General features: G+C 27.8%; 13 protein-coding genes. 10 read left to right on the top strand and 3 right to left on the bottom strand.

Translation table 11 applies throughout. The features are described from left to right. Positions 1–68: 68 nt before the first annotated feature. Together ACYUEW_RS03785 and ACYUEW_RS03790 are read left to right on the top strand one after the other, a co-directional pair. A complete protein-coding gene (locus ACYUEW_RS03785; RefSeq protein ID WP_085333869.1) occupies positions 69–3503 on the top strand; it encodes a pyruvate carboxylase in 3435 nt (1144 codons plus the stop codon). 379 nt (positions 3504–3882) lie between these two features. Continuing rightward, positions 3883–6810, top strand: a complete 2928-nt coding sequence (locus tag ACYUEW_RS03790) for an insulinase family protein (RefSeq protein ID WP_003483244.1) — start codon at positions 3883–3885, stop codon at positions 6808–6810. A gap of 299 nt (positions 6811–7109) precedes the next feature. On the opposite strand, the gene ACYUEW_RS03795 is transcribed toward ACYUEW_RS03790, so the two are convergent. Beyond that, the gene (locus tag ACYUEW_RS03795) at positions 7110–8528 is read right to left on the bottom strand and encodes a carbon starvation CstA family protein (protein ID WP_003483246.1); all 1419 of its coding nucleotides are present in this window, start codon (positions 8526–8528) and stop codon (positions 7110–7112) included. A gap of 242 nt (positions 8529–8770) precedes the next feature. On the opposite strand from ACYUEW_RS03795, the gene ACYUEW_RS03800 reads away from it, so the two are divergent. Together ACYUEW_RS03800 and ACYUEW_RS03805 are read left to right on the top strand one after the other, a co-directional pair. Next, on the top strand, positions 8771–10405 hold the full coding sequence (locus ACYUEW_RS03800; protein ID WP_003483249.1) for a LytS/YhcK type 5TM receptor domain-containing protein: 1635 nt from the start codon (positions 8771–8773) through the stop codon (positions 10403–10405). Then, the gene (locus ACYUEW_RS03805) at positions 10406–11170 is read left to right on the top strand and encodes a LytR/AlgR family response regulator transcription factor (RefSeq protein ID WP_003483251.1); all 765 of its coding nucleotides are present in this window, start codon (positions 10406–10408) and stop codon (positions 11168–11170) included. A 191-nt stretch (positions 11171–11361) separates the two neighbouring features. On the opposite strand, the gene ACYUEW_RS03810 is transcribed toward ACYUEW_RS03805, so the two are convergent. Continuing rightward, the gene (locus ACYUEW_RS03810) at positions 11362–13284 is read right to left on the bottom strand and encodes an ABC-F family ATP-binding cassette domain-containing protein (protein ID WP_460276249.1); all 1923 of its coding nucleotides are present in this window, start codon (positions 13282–13284) and stop codon (positions 11362–11364) included. A gap of 199 nt (positions 13285–13483) precedes the next feature. Between ACYUEW_RS03810 and ACYUEW_RS03815 the strand changes: the two genes are divergently transcribed. The 6 genes from ACYUEW_RS03815 (at position 13484) to ACYUEW_RS03840 (ending at position 20337) form a co-directional block, all read left to right on the top strand. Continuing rightward, the gene (locus tag ACYUEW_RS03815) at positions 13484–14116 is read left to right on the top strand and encodes a redox-sensing transcriptional repressor Rex (protein WP_003357537.1); all 633 of its coding nucleotides are present in this window, start codon (positions 13484–13486) and stop codon (positions 14114–14116) included. Positions 14117–14346: 230 nt separating this feature from the next. Next, positions 14347–15237, top strand: a complete 891-nt coding sequence (locus tag ACYUEW_RS03820) for a sulfide/dihydroorotate dehydrogenase-like FAD/NAD-binding protein (protein WP_003483256.1) — start codon at positions 14347–14349, stop codon at positions 15235–15237. Continuing rightward, positions 15237–16622, top strand: coding sequence for an NADPH-dependent glutamate synthase (gene gltA, locus ACYUEW_RS03825; protein ID WP_460276250.1), 1386 nt, complete (start codon positions 15237–15239; stop codon positions 16620–16622). The genes ACYUEW_RS03820 and gltA overlap by 1 nt, the downstream gene beginning before the upstream one ends. Before the next feature lie 149 nt (positions 16623–16771). Beyond that, the gene (locus ACYUEW_RS03830) at positions 16772–17686 is read left to right on the top strand and encodes a DNA-3-methyladenine glycosylase family protein (RefSeq protein ID WP_460276251.1); all 915 of its coding nucleotides are present in this window, start codon (positions 16772–16774) and stop codon (positions 17684–17686) included. 173 nt (positions 17687–17859) lie between these two features. After that, entirely contained in the window at positions 17860–19353 is a 1494-nt protein-coding gene (locus ACYUEW_RS03835; protein WP_159034708.1) for a 4Fe-4S dicluster domain-containing protein, read from the top strand. A gap of 249 nt (positions 19354–19602) precedes the next feature. Further along, positions 19603–20337, top strand: a complete 735-nt coding sequence (locus ACYUEW_RS03840; protein WP_003483264.1) for a TVP38/TMEM64 family protein — start codon at positions 19603–19605, stop codon at positions 20335–20337. Here ACYUEW_RS03840 and ACYUEW_RS03845 read toward each other — a convergent pair. After that, the gene (locus tag ACYUEW_RS03845) at positions 20332–20976 is read right to left on the bottom strand and encodes a TIGR01906 family membrane protein (RefSeq protein ID WP_003483266.1); all 645 of its coding nucleotides are present in this window, start codon (positions 20974–20976) and stop codon (positions 20332–20334) included. The two genes, ACYUEW_RS03840 and ACYUEW_RS03845, sit on opposite strands and share 6 nt — an antisense overlap. Positions 20977–21096 lie beyond the last annotated feature (120 nt).

Below are 21096 nucleotides of genomic sequence, written 5' to 3' on the forward strand. Positions count from 1 at the left end.
TATATCTATAATTTAGAAAGTAATGTAGTTAAGAATAGGGCACAATATTTACAAAAAGGGGGATAACAATGAACAAATTTAAAAGAGTATTAGTGGCAAATAGAGGAGAAATTGCAATAAGAGTATTTAGAGCCTGTCACGAATTAGGCATTAGAACTGTTGCAATATATTCTGAAGAAGACAAATTTTCATTATTTAGAACAAAGGCAGATGAAGCATATCTTATAGGAAAAAATAAAGGTCCTATAGATGCTTATTTAAATATTGAAGAAATAATACAATTGGCTTTAAAAAAAGGGGTAGATGCAATACATCCAGGTTATGGGTTTTTATCAGAGAACTCTGAATTCGCACGAAAATGTAGAGAAGCAGGAATAGAGTTCATAGGACCTACTGCGGATATGATGGAAAAATTAGGAGATAAGATAAAATCTAAAATAGTTGCAGAAAAAGCAGGTGTACCTACTATACCTGGAGTTCAAAAACCAATTAAATCAGAGAAAGAAGCTTTAGAATTTGCAAGATACTGTGGATATCCAATAATGCTCAAAGCAGCTGCCGGTGGCGGTGGTAGAGGTATGAGAATAGTTAGAACAGAAGAAGAATTAATATCTTCTTTTAAAAGTGCAAAAAATGAAGCTAAAAAAGCTTTTGGTATAGATGATATATTTATAGAAAAATATTTAGAAAATCCTAAGCATATAGAAGTTCAAATATTAGGAGATAAGCATGGAAATATAGTACATCTACATGAAAGGGACTGTTCTATACAAAGAAGGCATCAAAAGGTTATAGAATTTACACCAGCTTTTGCTCTACCAAAGGAAAAGAGAGAAGAAATATGTAGTGATGCTTTAAAAATAGCTAAAACTGTAGGCTATAGAAGTGCAGGTACATTAGAATTTTTAGTAGATACTAGTGGGCATCATTATTTCATAGAAATGAATCCAAGAATACAGGTAGAACATACTGTTACAGAAATGGTTACAGGAATTGATATTGTTCAAAGCCAAATTTTAATAGCAGAGGGATACAAATTAGATTCAGAAGAAGTAGGTATAAAATCTCAAGAATCTATACAAACAAGAGGATATGCTATTCAGTGTAGAGTAACTACAGAAGATCCATCTAATAATTTTGCACCAGATACAGGAAAAATAGAAGATTATAGAACAGGTTCAGGATTTGGTATTAGATTAGACGGTGGAAATGGTTTTACGGGTTCTGTAATAAGTCCATATTATGATAGCTTATTAGTTAAAACCACATCTTGGTCTAGAACATTTAATGATGCTATAAGAAAATCTATAAGAGCTATAAAGGAATTTAAAATAGATGGTGTTAAAACTAATATAGGATTTTTAATAAATGTTTTAAATCATGAACAATTTAGAAAAGGACAATGTGATACTAACTTTATAGAAAAAAATCCAGAATTATTTGAAATAACATCAAAGACTGATGATGAAGTTAGAATATTAAAATTCATAGGCGAAAAGGTAGTAAATGAAACTCATGGAATAAAGAAAGACTTTGATGTTCCTACAATACCAATTGTAGATGAAGGATTAAGCTTAAAAGGAACTAAACAAATATTAGATGAAAAAGGTCCAGATGGGTTAGTTCAGTGGATAAGAAATCAAAATAAACTTCTCTTGACAGATACAACTATGAGAGATGCTCATCAATCCCTTATGGCTACAAGAATGAGAAGTATAGATATGTTTAAAATAGCTAAGGCTCAATCAGCGCTTGGAAAAGATTTATTCTCCATAGAAATGTGGGGAGGAGCAACCTTTGATGTGGCCTACAGATTTTTAAAAGAATCTCCTTGGACTAGATTAGAAGAGTTAAGAAAATCTATACCAAATGTATTGTTCCAGATGTTAATAAGAGGGGCTAATGCTGTTGGGTACAAGAATTATCCAGACAATGTTATAAGAAAATTTATAAAACAGTCTGCAGATTCAGGTATAGATGTATTTAGAATATTTGATTCTTTAAACTGGTTAAAAGGAATGGAAGTAGCTACGGATGAAGTTTTAAAACAAAATAAAGTAGCAGAAACTTGTATGTGTTATACAGGAGATATACTAGAGGGATATAGAGATAAATATAGCCTACAATATTATGTGGATTTAGCAAAAAATATAGAAAAAACAGGGGCACATATACTTGGAATAAAGGATATGTCAGCTTTATTAAAACCATATGCCGCGGTTAAGCTTATAAAGGCATTAAAAAATGAAATATCTATCCCAATACATCTTCATACTCATGATACTACAGGTAATGGTGTGGCCACAGTACTTATGGCAGCCCATGCAGGAGTTGATATTGTAGATACTGCCTTTAATAGTATGTCAGGTCTTACAAGTCAACCAGCCTTAAATTCTATAGTAGCAGCATTAGAAAATACGGATAGAGAGACAGGTCTAGATTTAACAGATATGCAGAGATTATCAGACTATTGGAGTGCTGTAAGACCAGTATATAATCAATTTGAGTCAGGTTTAAAATCAGGCTCTGCAGAAATATATAAATACGAAATACCTGGAGGACAATATTCTAATTTAAAACCACAGGTAGAAAGCTTTGGATTAGGTCATAAATTTGAAGAAGTAAAAGAAATGTACAAAAAAGTTAACGAAATGCTTGGTGATATTATAAAGGTTACCCCATCTTCAAAGGTGGTTGGAGATTTAGCTATATTTATGGTGAAAAATGATTTAACACCTGAAAATATATATGAAAAAGCTGAAAAAATGGCTTTCCCAGATTCAGCTGTATCATATTTTAAAGGAATGATGGGTCAGCCAATGGGGGGCTTCCCAGAAAAACTACAAAAGCTAGTTTTAAAGGGGGAAGAACCTATAACTTGTAGACCAGGAGAAATGTTACCTCCAGAAGATTTTGAAAAAGTAAGAAAACATTTAAAAGATAAACATGATTTAGATGCAACAGAAAAGGATATTATAAGTTACGCATTGTATCCAGAGGTTTTCGATAAGTATTTAGATTTCTTAAAGGAATATGGAGATTTAAGTCATATGGGCAGTGATGTATTCTTCCATGGGTTATATGAAGGAGAAACGGCTGAAATAGAACTGCAAGAAGGAAAAACATTTATAGTTCAATTATCTGAAATAGGAAAAGTAGATTCAGAGGGAAATAGAGTAGTAGTCTTTGAAATAAATGGGAATAGAAGAGAAATAAAAATAAAAGATAAATCTAGTTTAATGGTACAGAATATAACTTCTAATAGTACAAAGATGGCAGATCCTGCAAATAAAAAACATATAGGATCTAGTATACCGGGTACAGTAATAAAAGTTTTAGTAAATAAAGGAGATAAAATAAAAGAAGGAGATAGCTTGATTGTAATAGAAGCTATGAAAATGGAAACTAATATAGTAGCTAGTTTTGGAGGAATAGTAGAAAACTTGTTAGTAAAAGAAGGGGATCAAGTTAAGTCAGGGCAATTACTTTTAGAATTAGAATAATTAGATAAATAAAAAAAAAGCACTGCTTGGGGAAGCGGTGCTTTTTACTATGGGAAGTTTATAATGGGTTTTACTAGTTTTATTCATCTATCTTATAAACTTATTATACAATAAAAAACACACTATGTCAAAACATTAACAATAAAAATTTAAAAAAATTTAAATAGAAGATTTTAAAATGGATATATTATGATAATTATTAAATTAAATTATTAAATTATAATTTAAAAATGTAAATGATTTGAATATATTTGTTAAACATATAATTATCCTAGGAGAATTTTAATGAAATATATACCATAAGAAATATATGGTATAATTAATATCACTATATAAAATAATAGGCATAGATAGTAAATTTAGAAAGGAGAAAAATGCTATGAATTTAAAATTAGAAGAAATCTATAATGGGTTTAAATTAATAAATGAAGAAGAAATAAAAGAGATTAATTCTTTAGCCCAAGTATTTTTACATGAAAAAAGTGGAGCTAAATTACTTTTTATAAAAAATGATGATGACAACAAAATCTTTTCTATAAGCTTTAGAACTCCCCCAAAGGATAGTACAGGGGTAGCTCATATATTAGAACATTCTGTTTTATGTGGATCAAGGAAGTTTCCAGTTAAAGAACCCTTTGTGGAATTAATAAAAGGTTCTCTAAACACATTCCTAAATGCTATGACCTTCCCAGATAAAACCATGTATCCTGTAGGGAGTACAAATGATAAAGACTTTACAAATTTGATGGATGTGTACTTAGATGCAGTATTATATCCTAATATATATAAATATCCAGAAATAATGATGCAAGAAGGTTGGCATTATGAGATAGAAAATAAGGAAGATGATATAACTTATAAGGGTGTTGTATATAATGAAATGAAGGGAGCTTTCTCTTCACCAGAATCTATACTATTTAGAAAAATACAAGAATCTTTATTGCCAGATACTGTATATGGGGTAGAATCAGGTGGAGATCCTGATTATATACCAGATCTTACACAGGATAATTTTAAAGAATTTCATAAAAAATATTATCATCCATCTAACAGCTATATATACTTATATGGAGATTTAGATATATTAGAAAAATTAAAATTTATAGACGAAAATTATTTAAAAGATTTTGATAAACAAGAAGTAGATTCAAAAATAAAACCTCAAGAAGCGTTTAAAGATCCTAAATATGTAGAGGTTAAATATCCTATATCTAAGGAAGAAAAAATTGAAGATAAAACTTATTTAAGTCTAAATTTTTCAGTAGGGAATTCTACAGATAAAGAATTATATTTGGCATTTGAGATTTTAGAGCATATACTTCTTGAAACACCATCTTCACCATTAAAGAAAGCTTTATTAGAGGCAGGATTAGGTAAAGATGTATTTGGAGTTTATGATAATAGCATACTTCAATCTACAATTAGTATAATAGTTAAGAATTCTAATACTGATAAGGTAGAAAAATTTAAATCTGTAGTATTTAATACACTTGAAAACTTAGTAAAAGAAGGTATAGATAAAAAATTAATAGAATCATCAATAAATATAAAGGAGTTTAGTTTAAGAGAAGCAGATTATCAAGGGTATCCAAAAGGCTTAATATATAATATGAAATCTATGGAAAGTTGGCTTTATGATGAAGAGCCTACAATGCATTTAAAATATGAAGATGTACTACCAAAAATAAAATCTGCATTAAACTCTAATTATTTTGAGGACTTAATTCAAAGATATATTTTAGACAATAATCATTATTCAGTACTTATAGTAAAACCAGAAAAAGGACTTGAAGAAAATAGAATAGAAAACATAAGAAAAAAATTAAAAGAATACAAAGACAGTTTAACAGAAAAAGAGCTAGAATTATTAATACAACAAACTAAGAAGCTAAAAGAAAGACAGAATAAAAAGGATTCTATAGAAAATTTAAGTAAAATACCATTGCTTTCCATAGGAGATATAAATAAAGAAGCAGAAAGACTTCCTTTAGAAGAAAAAAATATTTTAGGTATTAAAACTTTATACCATAATGTATTTACTAATAAAATTTCATATTTAAATTTATATTTTAATACAAGGGCAGTAGAAAAAGAAAACATACCTTATATAGGATTATTATCAGCTGTTCTCGGTAAAGTAAGTACAGAAAATTATAATTATCAAGATTTATCTAATGAAGTTAATATAAATACAGGCGGGATTAGATATAATGCAGAAATCTTTAGTCAAAAAGAAAGCTATGAAGATTATACGTCTATGTTTACTATAAAATCTAAGTGTTTAACTAGCAATGTTAAAGAACTTATAAAACTATTATCAGAAATATTAACTAATTCTAAATTTGATGAAAAGAATAGACTAAGGGAAATAATACAAGAATTAAAATCAAGATTAGAGATGATAATGTTTGATAGAGGCCATAGTGTAGCTGTTAAAAGGTTGTTTTCATATTTTTCATCCTATGGTAAATATGATGAACTTTTATCAGGAGTAGAATTTTATAAATTTATTGTAGATATAGAGAAAAATTTTGAAGATAGATTTGAGGATATAAGTAAAAATTTACAAAGTGTATTTAATAAAATATTTAATTCCACAAACTTATTGGTAAGTGTTACTGGAGAAGAGGAAGAATTTAGTGAAGTAAATAAAGAATTTAAAATATTATATGATAGTTTAAGTGAAGAGAAATTACAATATAATAATTATGAATTTAATTTTGATAATAGAAATGAAGCTTTTTCAACCTCCTCTAAAGTTCAGTATGTGGCTAAGGGATATAATTACTTTAAATTGGGATATGAATATAGTGGAAGCATGCAAGTTTTAAGAACTATAGTAAATTATGATTATTTGTGGAATAGAATTAGAGTTCAAGGAGGAGCTTACGGTGCTTTTTCATCCTTTATAAAGAATGGTAATATGTTCTTTGTATCTTATAGAGATCCTAATTTAATAAAAACTATAGAAGCTTACAATGAAGCATTTAAATATGTTTCTGAATTTAATCCAGAGGATAGAGAAATGACAAAGTACATTATAGGAACTATTTCTGATTTAGATACTCCTTTAACACCTGCTGCCAAAGGGGAAAGAGCTACTGAAAATTATTTAAGAAGAATATCTTATGAAGATAGGCAAAGGGAAAGAGAAGAGATATTATCTACTAATAAAGAAGCTATAAAAGCTTTTAGTGATGTTATTAAAGAGTTAATGAAAGAAAATTATATATGTGTTATTGGAAATGAAGATAAGATAAAAGAAAACAAGGATAAATTCAACAACATAATAAATTTATTTGAATAATAAAAAAGAATGTCTCAAAATGAAAATAAATTTAATTTTAAAACCGTAAATATGAATAATACATTCATAAGCAATTCATTTTGCTAAGAAGTTCTAAATTTGACTACATTAAAGATTTTTTACCCGGTAGAGGCGACGTCCTGTCTTCACTGCCGGCTCCTCACGTCCTGTGAGGAATTACAAAAATTTTTAATTCCGTCAAATTAAGAACTTCTAAAGCTTATTCATATGCTTATTACATATATTATTCATATTTACTATATTAAAATTAAATTTATTTTTGAGACATTCTTTTTATACTATTCTGCTATGCTTATATTGCTCTTTCTAGAAGCTGTTTTCTTTAAGAATAGTGCTAGAACAGCTAAAGCTACTACGATACCTATAGGATATCCAATTGATGGATTAAGTTTAAATCCTTCTGGAGCTACGAGTATATAAGTTATAGAAACTGCAGTCATGAATACGGCTGGTATAGTAGCCATCCAATGAGATTTATTTATTTTGTGTAAATAAGCAGCTGCAGTCCATAAAACTATCATAGCCAAGGTTTGATTTGACCAAGCAAAATATCTCCAAACAATATCAAAATTTATTTTTGTTAATACAAAACCTATAACGAATAGAGGTATACTTATTGCTAATCTATTTTTTATAGGTCCTTGTTCATAGTTTAAGAAGTCGGCTACTATAAGCCTTGAGCTTCTAAAAGCTGTATCGCCAGAAGTTATTGGACAGGCAACAACTCCAAGTATTGCTAAGGCACCACCTATTTTTCCAAGTAATGAATTGGAAATAGTATTTACTACCCAAGCTTGTCCTCCATGAGCAGTCATTTGTTTGCCAAGCTCTCCAGTGCTTCCAAAGAAAGTCATTGCAGCAGCAGCCCAGATTAAAGCGAGTATTCCTTCGGCTATCATTGCTCCATAAAATATTTGTCTTCCTTGTTTTTCATTTGTTATACATCTAGCCATTAATGGAGATTGAGTTGAGTGGAAGCCAGATATAGCTCCACAGGCAATTGTTACAAACATTAAAGGCCACATTGGAAGTTTGTTAGGGTGTAGGTTTGCTAAAGTTACTTCTGGTATGTGATATCCTTGAACTATTAAACCAGTAGCAACGCCTATGGCCATTATAAGTAAACATAAACCAAATATAGGATATATTTTTCCTATAATTTTATCTACAGGAAGCATAGTTGCAAGAATATAGTAAATAAATATTACATATATCCATATAACTTTATTATAACCAGTTAAGGTATTTAAAAGACCAGCAGGTCCTATTATAAATACAACGCCAGTAAGAATTAAAAGTATTACTGAAAAACCTCTCATAAATTGTTTGAAACCAGGTCCAAGATATTTACCAACTACCTCCGGTATACTTGCACCATCATGTCTTACAGATAACATACCTGAAAAATAATCATGTACTCCACCTGCAAAAATAGAACCAAAAACAATCCACAAAAATGCGGCAGGTCCCCAAAGTGCACCAGCTATAGCTCCAAATATTGGACCTAAACCTGCAATATTTAAAAATTGAATCATAAAAATTTTCCAAGCTGGCATTGGAACAAAGTCAACTCCGTCTTCTAATCTAATGGCTGGAGTTTCTTTTGTTTCGTCTGCCCCAAACATTTTTTCTACTATTTTACCATAAATTAAATAACCAACAATAAGTGCTATTAATGAAAGAAAAAATGATATCATAAAATTACCTCCTACTAAATTTAATCGATTACAATATTGAATTATAAATTACATTTAAATCATAATATATTATTAAATTTTTATTAATAATATTTTTATAAAAGGCCATAAAAACACATTGAATTGTAAAAAAAATTCCCTGTTTAGCAAATTACCATAGAAAAAATATTTATTTATTGTATAATTTATTAAAGAATATTTAATAAATTATTTATAATAATGTAATTTAAGGGGAGAAATTTATGATATATATACAATTATTAGAAAGTATGTCCCTTATTGGTATAGCAGCCTATTTATATAGTCAAACTAAAACTTTTAATAAATTTCTTAAAAATAAATCTGATTATAAATATAAGTTAATAATTATAACTTTTTTTAGTGTGCTATCTATGTTAGGAACTTATACTGGAGTTAATATAGAGCCTTATGCATTAGCTAATGCAAGACCTATAGGGGCTATAGTAGCTGGATATATAGGTGGACCATTAGTAGGCATTATGGTTGGCATTATAGCAGGAACTCATAGGTATTTTTTAGGTGGTTTCACAGCCCTTTCTTGTGCCATATCTACTATAATAGAAGGTATAGTAGGAGGAATAGCTAATGTAATTACAAAGGATAAAAGTTTAGATGTTTCAACGGGTATTACAGCAGCAATAATAGCAGAAGTATTGCAGATGATAATAATTTTATTAATAGCAAAACCCTATGAAAATGCTCTACAATTAGAAAGAGTTATAGCATTACCGATGATAATAACAAATTCTATTGGAGTAGGTATATTTATAAATATTATAAATAATACTCAAGAACATTATAAGAAAATTGGTGCCATACAATCTCAAAAAGCTCTTAATATAGCTAAAAAAACTTCTATTTATTTAAGAAGTGGATTTAATCAAGAAATTTCAGATAAAGTATGTTCAATAATATATGAAGCAATAAATTTAGAAAGCATATTTATTGCTGAAAATGATGGTATATTTTCTTATAATGGAGAAGAATTGAACAAGGAAAAATTAAAGTATAAAATAAAGGAATATTTTAATTTTAAAGATTATAAGTTAATAAAATTTGAAGATAATAATAAAGAAAAATTATTCTATTGTATACCTATATACACAGACAAGGATAAGTTTAAGTTTGTCATAGGAATACAAATTAAGTCCTATAAAAGTGTAGATAAATATTTTAGTGATTTTGCTAAGGAGTTAAGTGCCCTTTTAGCTACCCAAATAGAACTATATGAATTAGACCAATTGGCTCAAGAAGTTTCAAAGGCAGAATTAAAAATGTTAAGAAATCAAATACATCCACATTTTTTATTTAATACACTAAATACCATAGCATCCTTTTGTAGAACTGATCCAATAAAAGCCAGGGAGCTTATATTGAATCTTTCAAATTATTTTAGACAAACCCTAAAAAGACAAGAGGAAAAAATTATATTGAAAGAGGAAATAGAGTTTTTAGAATCCTATTTAGCTATAGAAAAGGCAAGATTTGGAGAAAGGCTAAATGTAGATATTAATATACCAGAAGAACTTTTAGATTTTAAAGTTCCAGTATTTGTACTTCAACCTATAATAGAAAATTCTATGAAGCATGGTATATTAATAAAGCCACAGGGAGGAGAAGTAACAATTACTGCAATAGATGAAAAAGATAAAATTAAATTTGTAATAAAAGATACAGGAGTAGGTATGGATGAAAATACACTTAATTGTGTAGTAAAAGATTGGCCAGGTATAGGACTTTCAAATGTTAATAAAAGATTAAAATTACTATATGGGGAAAAAAATTTCATACACATAAAAAGCAAATTAAATGAAGGAACAAAAGTTATGTTTTATATACCTAAGGAGGTATTTTAGATGAAAGAAATTAGAGCTATTATAATAGAGGATGAAAAGCCAGCTATAGAAGAACTTAAGTATGTTTTATCTAAGTATAATTTTTTAAATATAGTAGATGTAGCTATGACTGGAAATGCTGGATATGAATTAGTTAAAAAACTACAACCAGAAGTAGTTTTTATGGATATAAATATACCTATAGAAAATGGTATAATTGTATCTAAAAAAATAAAAGAATTTAACAAAGATATAAATATAATATTTATAACAGCATATGAACAATACGCTCTAGAAGCATTTGAAATAGACGCTTTAGATTATATACTAAAACCCTTTGATGATAAAAGAATAAGTGTAACTATAAAAAGATTGCAGGAAAAAATAGAGGAAAAATATAAGGAAAAAATTCCAGTTATGATAAGCGATATATTAAATAAATTAGAAAAAGAAGAAAAAACACTTAAAAAGATACCCTGTGAATATAGAGGTAAAATAATATTAATAGACACAAAAAATATCCATTATTGCTATACAATGGAGGATAAAACTTATGTAAAAACAGACTCAGAAGAATATATAACCCACAATACATTAAAAGAAATAGAAAAAAAGACAGATTTATTTAGGGTTCATAGAAGCTATATAGTAAATATGGACAATATAAAGGAATTGTATTCTTGGTTTAATGGTACATATAAATTAGTTATGAATGACAAAGAACAATCAGAAATTCCTGTTAGTAGAAATAATGTTAAAAAAGTAAAACAAATATTAGGAATATAAATTTAATATAGTAACAAAATGGCAAGGTTAATTTATAATTACAAGTAAATACAGATATAATAGGTTGTTTTAAAATAGATTTAATTTTAATATAGCAAATATAAAAAATACACGTAATAAACATGTGAATTATTTCATTACGTGTATTTTCCTTATATTTGCGGTGTTAAAATTAAATTTATTTTAAGATACTATTCCATAAAGTTTTCCCATTCTGAATAAAGATTTTCTATTAGTTTTTGTTTATTTATTATATCTTTATTTATTTTTTCACTTTTACCAGAATCCGAATATACTTCTTCAAGACAAAGTTGCTCTTGAAGGGAATTTACTTCTTCTTCTAGGGCTGTTATTTCCTTTTCTAAATTTTTTATTTTAAGCTTTTCTTGTTTTAATTTTTTTTCTTCTTCTTTTTTCTTTTTTCTTTCTTGGTGTATTTGAGTTTTAGTTTTTGAATTTTCAGAAGTTACAGCTTCATAGTCAAATCTATTAGGATTAATTTTTTTGTGAATATAATAATCATAATTACCTAAATATTCTTTTATACCATCTATATTTAGTTCATAAATTTTTCCGATAACCTTATTTAGAAAATATCTATCATGAGATATAACTAAAACTGTACCATCGTAATTTAATAAGGCATCTTCTAAAGCCTCACGAGACATTATATCTAAATGGTTAGTAGGTTCATCTAAAAGAAGAAAATTGGATTTAGAAAGCATTAATTTTAATAAATTAACTTTGCATTTTTCTCCACCACTAAGCTTTGATATTTCTTTAAATACATCATCCCCAGTAAACAAAAATGCGGCTAAAGAATTTCTAACTTCTGTAGTAGTCATTTCAGGAAACTCGTCCCAAACCTCATCTAATACAGTATTACACTCATTTAAGTCAGATTGTTCTTGATCATAATAACCAATGAATACATTCTTACCTATATATTTTGTTCCAGAGTTGCTTTGGATTTTATCCATTATTATTTTAAGTAATGTGGTTTTACCTCTACCATTATCCCCAATTAAAGCGATTTTTTCTCCTCTTTTTATATCCATTTCAACATTGGTAAACAAGGTTATATCTCCATAACTTTTGCTTAGATTTTCTAAATGGAGTATATCATTTCCACTTTTTATTTGAGTTTCAAAATTTATTTTTACAGGTTTAGGTAATTTATCTGGAGCATCTATCTTCTCAATTTTATCTAAAGATTTTTGCCTACTTTCAGCTGCCTTTATACTTTTTTCCCTATTAAAAGATCTATATTTTTCTATTATTTTTTCCTGCCTCTTAATTTCAGATTGTTGAAGATTATAGGCTTTTAACTTTACTTCATATTCTTTTTTTCTAAGGTCTATAAATTTAGAGTAATTGCCATTATAACAATTTATATGACCACTTATAAGTTCAAAGGTTTGGTTTGTGATTTCATCTAAAAAATATCTATCATGGGATATAATTAATACAGTACCCTTATAGGCTTTTAAATATTCTTCTAACCAATTTATAGCTGTTAAGTCTAAATGATTTGTAGGTTCATCTAGAAGCAATATATCTGGACTTTGAAGTAAAAGCTTACAAAGGGCTACTCTAGTTTTTTGGCCACCACTTAATATATTTATTTGTTTATTAAAATCTTCTTCCTCAAAACTTAAACCCCTTAATACTCTATGAATTTCACCTTTATAAGTATAGCCCCCTCTATTTATATACAAATCTGTATAGGTAGTATAATCTTTTATAATTTTATCATGATATTCTTTATTGTTTTTATCATAGGGTTCATTCATTAATTTTTCTAATTTATTTAGTTTTTCTTCCATTTTTATAAGATCATGAAAAACATCTAATACTTCTTCATAAATAGTATTGTTAGAATCTAATGAAAGATGTTGAGCAAGATATCCTAAAGATTTAGATTTATCTATAAATATATCTCCACTATCCTGTTCTAAAGAAGAAGTAAGAATTTTAAATAGAGTGGATTTACCAGCACCATTAGCACCTATTAAACCAACTTTATCATTCTCATTTATGTTAAATGTTAAATTATCTAAAATCAAATCAACACCATAAGCTTTTGAAATATTTTTACAACTTAATACAACCATTAATTTCACCATCCTTAACAAGTACTATTTTACTATGTATTGCATTTTTTTTGTAGTATTATATAGGAGGATTTGATTTTTTTACTTCAGTAATATAATATATTACTATAGTATTCAGCAATTTTAGTGTATAATATTTAATTGTATGATACAATATAGGTAATAATAATAGTAAAAATATGATATTAAGAGGTGTAATATGGATAAGAAAAAAAATATTTCAATGGCAGTTATAAGAAGATTACCTAAATATCATAGATATTTGTATGAATTATTAAAAAATGATGTAGACAGAATATCTTCAAAAGAATTAAGTGAAAAAATAGGATTTACTGCATCTCAAATACGCCAAGATTTAAACTGTTTTGGGGATTTTGGACAACAAGGATATGGGTATAATGTTAGCGAATTACATCATCAAATAAGCAATATATTAGGGCTAAACAATCCTTACAATATTATAATTATTGGAGCAGGTAACATAGGGCAAGCGTTAGCAAATTACACTAGATTTTCAAAATTGGGATTTAATGTAAAAGCTATGTTTGATACAAATCCTAAATTAATAGGATTAAAAATAAGAGAAATAGAAATATTAGATATTGATTATTTGTCTAGTTATCTAGAAAAAAACAATATAGATATAGGTATAATATGTGTACCCCATGATAACGCTCAAAAGGTAGCCAATATTCTTGTTAAAAATGACATAAAAGGCATATGGAATTTTGCACCTATAGATTTGTCAGTTCCAGAAGATGTAGTAGTAGAAAATGTACATTTAAGTGATAGTCTTTTAACTTTGACTTGCTTAATAAACAAGACTGAGTAAAACATTAAACTTTATTTATTTTTAGATTTGGTTTGTTATTGTATTAACAAACCAAATAAAAAATTGAAAACTTTTAAGGGCTCTCTTCAATCCTGTTAAAGAGGGTCTTATTTATGTTGTTTAATACAGGTATAAGCATATGCAATTTATTTAATTAGGATAAAAAAATATAATAATTATGTTATAATTATATTGTAAATAAAGAATATAAATACGGGGGAATAATTATTATGTACAAAATATTAGAAAAGAAAAACATAGCACCTAGTATATTTCTCATGAAGATTAAAGCACCAAGGGTAGCAAAGTCAGCAAAACCAGGACAATTTGTTATAGTTAAGATGGACGAAAAAGGAGAAAGAATACCTCTTACTATATGTGATTACGACAAAGAAGAGGGTAGTGTAACTATTGTTATTCAAGCTATAGGTTCTTCAACAAAAAAAATGGATTCTTTTAAAGAAGGGGATAGCTTTAAAGATTTTGTAGGACCATTGGGACAACCTTCAGATTTTGTAAATGAAAATTTGGATGATATAAAGAAAAAGAAAATGGTATTTATAGCAGGGGGACTTGGTGCGGCACCAGTATATCCACAAGTAAAATGGCTTAGTGATCATGGAATAAAAGCAGATGTTATTATTGGATGTAAATCAAAAGAACATTTAATATTAGAGGAAGAAATGAAGAAGGTAGCAGGGAATGTTTATGTAGCTACAGATGATGGTTCTTATGGATATAAAGGACTTGTAACTAATTTATTAAAAGATTTAATTGATAAAGAAGGAAAAGCCTATAATCATGTAGTAGCAATAGGCCCTATGATTATGATGAAATTTGTAACTTTACTTACAAAGGAATACAACATAAAGACTATAGTAAGTTTAAACACTTTAATGGTAGATGGGACAGGTATGTGTGGAGCTTGTAGGGTAACTGTTGGAGGACAAACTAAGTTTGCTTGTGTAGATGGTCCGGAATTTGATGGACATTTAGTAGATTTCAAAGAGGCTCTTAGAAGACAACAAATGTATAAAACTGAAGAAGGAAAGAAATTATTAGAAGATCAAGAAAAAGCAGAAGGACATGTATGCCATGTAGGATTGGATGGTGATAAATAATGAATAAAATGAAAAGGGTGTCAGTGAAAGAACAAGATCCTAATAAGAGAATTACAAACTTTGATGAAGTTTGTTTAGGATATACGGAAGAAGAAGCTATAGAAGAAGCTAAAAGATGTCTTCATTGTAAAAAGCCTATGTGTGTTGGAAAGTGTCCTGTAAGCGTTAATATACCAGAATTTATAGAACATATAAAAAAAGGTGAGTTTGAAAAGGCAGCTAAAGCAATTGCAAAAGATAGTGCATTACCAGCAGTTTGCGGAAGAGTATGTCCTCAAGAAACTCAATGTGAAGGTAAATGTGTTCTTGGAATAAAGGGAGAACCAGTAGCTATAGGGAAATTGGAAAGGTTTGTAGCGGATTGGTCAAGAAAAAATAATGTGGATTTAAGTAAAACAGAAGAGAAGAAAAATAAAAAGGTAGCGGTAATAGGAAGTGGTCCTGCAGGGCTTACATGTGCAGGTGATTTGGCTAAAAAAGGGTATGATGTTACTATATTTGAAGCTTTACATGAACCAGGTGGAGTGTTAGTTTATGGTATACCAGAATTTAGATTGCCAAAAGATACAGTAGTAAAGCATGAAATAGATAATGTTAAAAAATTGGGCGTTAAAATAGAAACTAATGTAATAGTTGGAAAGACTGTGACTATTGATGAATTAGTAGAAGAAGAAGATTTTCAAGCTATATTTATAGGCTCTGGAGCAGGACTTCCAAAATTTATGGGGATACCAGGAGAAAATCTAAATGGAGTATTTTCTGCTAATGAATTTTTAACAAGAACTAATCTTATGAAAGCTTTTAAAAAAGAATATGATACACCTATTAAAGTAGGGGAAAAAGTTGCTGTAGTTGGTGGTGGAAACGTTGCTATGGATGCTGCAAGAACTGCAAAAAGACTTGGGGCTGAAGTATATATAGTTTATAGAAGATCAGAATCAGAATTACCAGCTAGAGTAGAAGAGGTACATCATGCAAAGGAAGAGGGAATAAAGTTTAATTTGCTAACTAATCCTGTAGAGATCTTAGGAGATGAAAATGGTTGGGTAAAAGGAATGAAATGTGTTAGAATGGAATTAGGAGAGCCGGATCAATCAGGAAGAAGAAGACCTATTGAAATACCAGGTTCAGAATTTACTATAGAGTTAGATAGCGTTATTATGTCTTTAGGTACATCTCCAAATCCACTTATAGCATCTACAACAGAGGGGTTAGAAAGTACAAAACGAGGATGTATAGTAGCTGAGGAAGAAACTGGAGTTACTACAAAGGTAGGAGTATTTGCAGGGGGAGATGCAGTAACAGGTGCTGCTACGGTTATATTGGCTATGGGAGCAGGTAAAAAAGCTGCTAAAGCTATAGATGAATATTTAAGTAATAAATAATATTATCTTATAATAAATATTGACAAATATATATAATTAGTTATAATCTATAAGCTGTACTTTATATTTAGAGTACAGCTTATTTATTTTCAAATTTTAGTATATACTATTTAAGGAGTATAAAAATTTATTTATAAGGAATGATTTATATGGATTTTAATTATATAGAAAATTGTACAAATGCTATAGTTATTAAAGATGTAAGAAACTTTGAATTAGCACATATTTTTGAATGTGGTCAATGTTTTAGATGGTACAGAGAAGAAAAAGGTTCTTATATAGGAGTAGCCTACGGAAAGGTTATAGAAGTAGAAAAAGCAAATAATGATGTAATATTACATAATGCTACAGAAGAGGATTTTAAAAATATTTGGGCAGAATATTTTGATTTATATAGAGATTATAGTGAAATAAAACATATACTGAGTAAGGATGAAATATTATCCAAATCTGTTGAGTTTGGATATGGAATAAGACTTTTAAAGCAAGATCCATTTGAAATGATAGTATCTTTTATAATTTCTGCTAATAATAGAATACCAATGATTAAAAGGGCTATAAAAAACATAAGTGAAAAATGGGGGGATTCTATAGAATACAAAGGTAAGATATATTATAGTTTTCCTACAATAAATCAACTTAAAGATGCAACAGAAGAGGAACTAAAGGCATGTGGTGTTGGCTTTAGAGCTAAATATATAAAAGATACTGTAAATAAAATATATAAAAATTCTATAAAAGATGATTCATATGAAAAAGAATATGATATGTTATGGATAAAAAACCAACCAGATGATGTATGTCATAAAATGTTACAAAATTATAATGGTATAGGAGCAAAAGTTGCAGATTGTGTTATGTTATTTTCTATGGAAAAGTACTCTGCATTTCCAGTAGACGTTTGGGTAAAAAGAGCTATGCAATATTTTTATCTAGCTCCTGATGTATCACTAAAAAAAATAAGAGATTTTGGCAGGGAAAAATTTGGAACATTATCAGGATTTGCCCAACAATATTTGTTTTATTATGCAAGAGAAAACAAAATTGATGTTAATGAGGAATAATATTAATAAAATGAAGCGCAGGAAGTAATATTATATTAAAATAAGTTCAAATTTTTGATATAATTTATATGTTTGTATTTAAAAATTTTTTTATTTGTTTTACTTATGTAAAATATATGTATAAATTACAAAATAATATTTAATATAAAGTTTAAGAATATGGAGGATGTTTGATGATAAAGTTTGAAACTGAACTAAAGAGAATAAAATATTTAGTTTTAAAAGAAGTTGCCCAGTTAGCTATTAAAGGTAATATGGATAAGCTAGACATGCTCAAAATACCATATAAAATATTAAATGAAAAACAAGCAGAATACAGATGCTGTGTTTATAGGGAAAGAACAGTAGTATATGAAAGAGCTCAGCTAGCAGCGGGATTTAAGCCAGACGATAATTTAACAAATGAATTAGAAAGTATAAGTGATAATGACCAAATAATATATGTAATAGCTTCTGCCTGTGATCAATGTCCTATAAATAGATTTACAGTAACGGAAGCCTGCAGAGGATGTATACAACATAAATGTATGGAAGTTTGTTCAGCTAAGGCACTAGCCAGAATAAATGGTAAATCCTATATAGATCAAAATAAGTGTAGGGAATGTGGATTGTGTAAAAAAGTGTGTCCTTATAATGCTATAGTAGAGGTTATGAGACCATGCAAGAGAGTGTGTCCTACAGGAGCTTTAGAAATAAATCCAGATGATAAAAGAGCTATGATAGAAAAAGAAAATTGTATTAATTGTGGAGCCTGTATGGGGGCATGTCCATTTGGGGCTATTTCAGACAAGAGTTATATAGTCAATATAACTAGATTATTAAAAGAAAAGAAAAAAGTATATGCGGTAATAGCACCAGCTATTACAGGGCAATTTGGTCCACAAGTAAAAGTTGGACAAGTAAAGAATGCCTTAACAAAAGCAGGGTTTAAAGATATGGTAGAAGCTGCTTGTGGAGCAGATGCAGTAGTATTTAGTGAGTCTCAAGAGTTTGTAGAAAGAATGGAAGAAGGACAAAAATGTATGACTACATCTTGTTGTCCAGGCTTTGTGAATTATATAGAAAACCAATTTAAAGATTTAGCAGGAAATATATCTACTACGGTATCTCCTATGATAGCTACAGGAAGAATGATAAAAGAGATGGATAAAGATGCCTATGTGGTATTTATAGGGCCTTGTACTGCTAAAAAGAGTGAAGTTTTAAGAGATGAACTAAAAGATGCAGTAGACTATGTTATGACCTTTGAAGAAATAGCAGCTCTTTTAGGTGCTCTACAAATAGAGCCTTCTGATTGTGAAGAAGATGAAGTTCAGGATGCTTCAGCTTTTGCAAGAGGATTTGCTCAAAGTGGTGGTGTTACAGCTGCAATACAAAACTTTATTGATTCTAAAGAAATAGATATAAAATTTAATCCAACTAAAGTAAGTGGTAAAGACGAAATAAAGAAAACTCTTATGCTAGCTAAGGCAGGAAGAATTCCCTTTAACTTTGTAGAAGGAATGATGTGTGAAGGAGGATGTATTGGAGGTCCAGCAACTATGACTTCTCTTATGAAAGCTAAAGGTCAATTAATTAAATTTAGTAAGGAATCTGAAAGTAAAGATGTTATAGAAAATAAAAAAGTAGAAAATTTTGAAAAAGTAAGTATGCATAAGCATAAATAACAGAAAGTATAGAATTAACACAAAAAGTATTTTTATTCAATAAATAGCTATAAAAATAAATTATTATATTTATTTTTATAGCTATATTTATTTTTATAATTTATTGCAGTTTAACAAAAACTATTTAATATAATTTTTAGATTTTTAAAGAATTAATAAAATTTATAAAGTAGTAATTTGTAAATAAAAAAATATGATATTATTTATATAAATAAAAAAATAATATTTTATAAATAAAGGGGAAGAATTATGCTGGAAAGTATAAGAAAATATATAAAAAAGAATTTAAATATCATTAAAGAAATATTAAGTGATAACAAAGGGAGTATAATATTATCTTTATTCTTTTTATTTATAATTTTTGTAGGTTATATATATTATAAAAATTTTGCAGTATTAAAAGATCCTAGAAATATTAAAAATATTATACTGTCCTATGGTAGTTATGGTATTATTGTTTTTTTGTTATTTCAAATAATTCAAGTTGTAGCTTTTTTTATACCAGGAGAAGTAATACAAATAACTGGAGGATATATATACGGAACTTTACTAGGAGGTGTATATTCTCTTATAGGGATTACGTTAGGAAGTGTTTTTGTATTTTTATTAGCTCAAATGTATGGTAGACCTTTAGTTCATAAAATAATTTCTAAAAAAGATTTAAAGTTTTTTGATAGATTGTTAAATATAGGAAGTGTAAAATTAATAGTATTCTTGTTATATTTAATACCAGGAATACCTAAAGATGCATTAGGTTATATATGTGGTATATCAGATATTAAATTTAAGGATTTTTTTATTTTATCCACATTAGGTAGAATACCAGGAGTTTTAGCATCTGCATATTTTGGAGCAAATATTCATGCTGGAAATAGGACTATTCTGATAACAGTAGGAGTTATATCATCTTTACTTTTTATAATAGGAGTATTAAAAGGGGAAAAAATAATAAAAAAAATAGGGAAAAATATTAGGGAATTATAATTTCCTAATATTTTTATATAATATGTAAGAAATTAAAGAAAAAAGTATTATAAAAAATAGTATAAGTAAAACAGAATGAAAAAAGAAAGCTTCAGGTAATAGGTTTATAATAGGATCTTTGTTAGGGTCAAATATCCAATAGTCATTAGAGAAAAAAATCCTATGAAAAAGGGTAAATCCCTTGTCAAAGTTCAAGGTTAATGGAATTATTAGTGATAGAGGCATAATAATAGTTAAAATGGAAGAATATTTTAAAAAACTAACATTTTTAGTTATTTTTAATTTATAATATATAACAGGTACAGAAATAAAAATATTTATAAATAAAAACTTATCTAAAAAATTGAATATATTTTTAACATCTTTAAAATGGATTATCCCTTCTTTTGATGAAGGTAAGCTAGGAAGACAGAATACAATGTTTTTATGAGAATTTAAATAATAGATTAAGTAGTTAAAATTTTCTTTTATTTCTTTCATGTTCAAATCTGTATTTTTTATTATAGATAAATTTGTAATATCCCAATAATATAAAATTTTAAAATTAAGTGTTAATTTTACGGAAACAATTATAAAAATAATAGTTAAAATAATTGATAATAGTATATCTATAAAAAATCCTTTGTTTTTTAATATCATAATAGAATCTCCTAATTATAAAATATATATGTATATTTTATACCAAAAGGAGTATAAAAAACATATTTTTATGATAATAATACAAATGTATAAAAAACATAGAAAATAATACTAAAATAA

Source organism: Clostridium sp. CTA-1 (assembly GCF_054768215.1).

Bases quoted from the DNA above. Each gene is read 5' to 3' on its own strand.
- ACYUEW_RS03785 (WP_085333869.1), top strand. From the start codon at position 69: ATGAACAAATTTAAAAGAGTATTAGTGGCAAATAGAGGAGAAATTGCA.
- ACYUEW_RS03790 (WP_003483244.1), top strand. From the start codon at position 3,883: ATGAATTTAAAATTAGAAGAAATCTATAATGGGTTTAAATTAATAAAT.
- ACYUEW_RS03795 (WP_003483246.1), bottom strand. From the start codon at position 8,528: ATGATATCATTTTTTCTTTCATTAATAGCACTTATTGTTGGTTATTTA.
- ACYUEW_RS03800 (WP_003483249.1), top strand. From the start codon at position 8,771: ATGATATATATACAATTATTAGAAAGTATGTCCCTTATTGGTATAGCA.
- ACYUEW_RS03805 (WP_003483251.1), top strand. From the start codon at position 10,406: ATGAAAGAAATTAGAGCTATTATAATAGAGGATGAAAAGCCAGCTATA.
- ACYUEW_RS03810 (WP_460276249.1), bottom strand. From the start codon at position 13,284: ATGGTTGTATTAAGTTGTAAAAATATTTCAAAAGCTTATGGTGTTGAT.
- ACYUEW_RS03815 (WP_003357537.1), top strand. From the start codon at position 13,484: ATGGATAAGAAAAAAAATATTTCAATGGCAGTTATAAGAAGATTACCT.
- ACYUEW_RS03820 (WP_003483256.1), top strand. From the start codon at position 14,347: ATGTACAAAATATTAGAAAAGAAAAACATAGCACCTAGTATATTTCTC.
- gltA (WP_460276250.1), top strand. From the start codon at position 15,237: ATGAATAAAATGAAAAGGGTGTCAGTGAAAGAACAAGATCCTAATAAG.
- ACYUEW_RS03830 (WP_460276251.1), top strand. From the start codon at position 16,772: ATGGATTTTAATTATATAGAAAATTGTACAAATGCTATAGTTATTAAA.
- ACYUEW_RS03835 (WP_159034708.1), top strand. From the start codon at position 17,860: ATGATAAAGTTTGAAACTGAACTAAAGAGAATAAAATATTTAGTTTTA.
- ACYUEW_RS03840 (WP_003483264.1), top strand. From the start codon at position 19,603: ATGCTGGAAAGTATAAGAAAATATATAAAAAAGAATTTAAATATCATT.
- ACYUEW_RS03845 (WP_003483266.1), bottom strand. From the start codon at position 20,976: ATGATATTAAAAAACAAAGGATTTTTTATAGATATACTATTATCAATT.